At 40.5% G+C, this 1560-nt stretch carries 2 protein-coding genes; both read right to left on the minus strand.

What is annotated here, in order from left to right:
- Positions 1-662, minus strand: a 662-nt coding sequence (gene arsM / locus VNJ50_RS00150) for an arsenite methyltransferase (protein WP_325577883.1), incomplete at its 3' end; no start/stop codon positions are given.
- Positions 663-679: 17 nt separating this feature from the next.
- Positions 680-1006: a metalloregulator ArsR/SmtB family transcription factor gene (locus tag VNJ50_RS00155; protein ID WP_325577885.1), complete on the minus strand. Its 327-nt coding sequence runs from the start codon at positions 1004-1006 to the stop codon at positions 680-682.
- Positions 1007-1560 lie beyond the last annotated feature (554 nt).

A 1560-nucleotide genomic window follows, 5' to 3' on the forward strand; every position in this document is an offset into this window, starting at 1 on the left:
AATCCAACTTTGCTTACGTAGCTTAAATATTCTTCTTTATCAATGGCACTTGCCACACATCCTGCGTACATTTCGGCAGCATCTTTAATTTTATCGGGTAATGTGCCCGTTAGGACAATATCCGAAATACTGAAATGGCCACCCGGTTTTAATACTCGGAACATATCGGCAAAGACTGCTTTTTTGTTGGGTACAAGGTTTAAGACACAATTGCTCACAATGACATCGGCCATATTTGCGGTGACAGGCATGTTTTCAATGTCACCTTGGCGGAACTCCACATTGTTGAAGCCTAATTTATCCGCATTTTCACGCGCTTTTTTAATCATGGCTTCTGTAAAGTCAATCCCGATGACTTTGCCTGTTTCGCCAGTTTCGGCACGTGCAATAAAGCAATCGTTACCGGCACCACTGCCTAGGTCAATGACCGTATCGCCTTTTTTGATTTTAGCAAATTCGGTCGGCAGTCCGCATCCCAATCCCAAATCGGCATCCGGATTATAGCCGTCCAATCCCTCGTAGGCTTCGCTCATAATGTTATACACTTCGGTACTACAGCCTCCTGCGCCGCAGCACGATGAAGCGTTGGTAGCTTTGTCTTGTAGGGCAATTTCACTGTATTTTTGCCTTACAAGGTCTTTAAGTTCTTTTTCGGTTTGCATGTTTTTATTTTTTAGAATTAACAACAGTTTTGATGAATGACATGGGTGGTAATGTTTTGAAAATAGCTGTTTAGCAGTTCAAAGGTCGTTTCATTGATGCAATAACAAATGGCGTTGCCGTCAATGGTGCCTTTAATCAGGTTGGCATCGCGCAATACTTTTAAGTGTTGTGAAATGGTGGGCTGTGCCAACGGAATTTCTTCCAAAATAGCGTTGCCTATACAGGCGTTTACTTTTAATAAGTGATCAATGATGGCTACTCTGGCGGGATGGCCTAAGGCTTTGGCAATTAGGGCAATTTGATTTTGTTGTTCTGTAAAATGATCTGTTTTTGAGCGTCCCATGGCTGTCTATATTTGTATATTGCAATATTACGATATAGATGGGATGTGACCAAAGGATTTTTTGTTTTTAATTATTTCATGGTGTTTTTTAGACACGAATTGCACGAATTACACGGATGACATTGATATTGTTCTCTGCGCCTCTGCGGCTTTGCGAGCATTATTTCACGGAGATACGCGGAGTTTTTTGGACACGAATTGCACGAATTACACGGATGACATGGACATTATTCTCTGCGCCTCTGCGAGCATTATTTCACGGAGTGTCTTCATTTTAATTTTCAATTACAGTTGATGGCTTTGGAATGTTTATCAATGCTTCTCAAAAATGTTTATCAATGCTTCTCAAATGTAATTTATTAATATTAGTTTTCAAAGGATTGTTATTCAGTCGAATTACTCCATTCAACTCAATCCTTAATTACCACACCTCCACCTTAAACAACTCCATCTTCACTTCTAAAGTTTCCGAAGCCGTATTGATAATCCTTATGAATTTTGTGGTTTGGTTTACGGTAGCTTGTAGCACGTCGTTCTTTGCTTCTGTTGCCACG

This window comes from Gelidibacter sp., from assembly GCF_035577925.1.
Taxonomy (GTDB): domain Bacteria; phylum Bacteroidota; class Bacteroidia; order Flavobacteriales; family Flavobacteriaceae; genus Gelidibacter.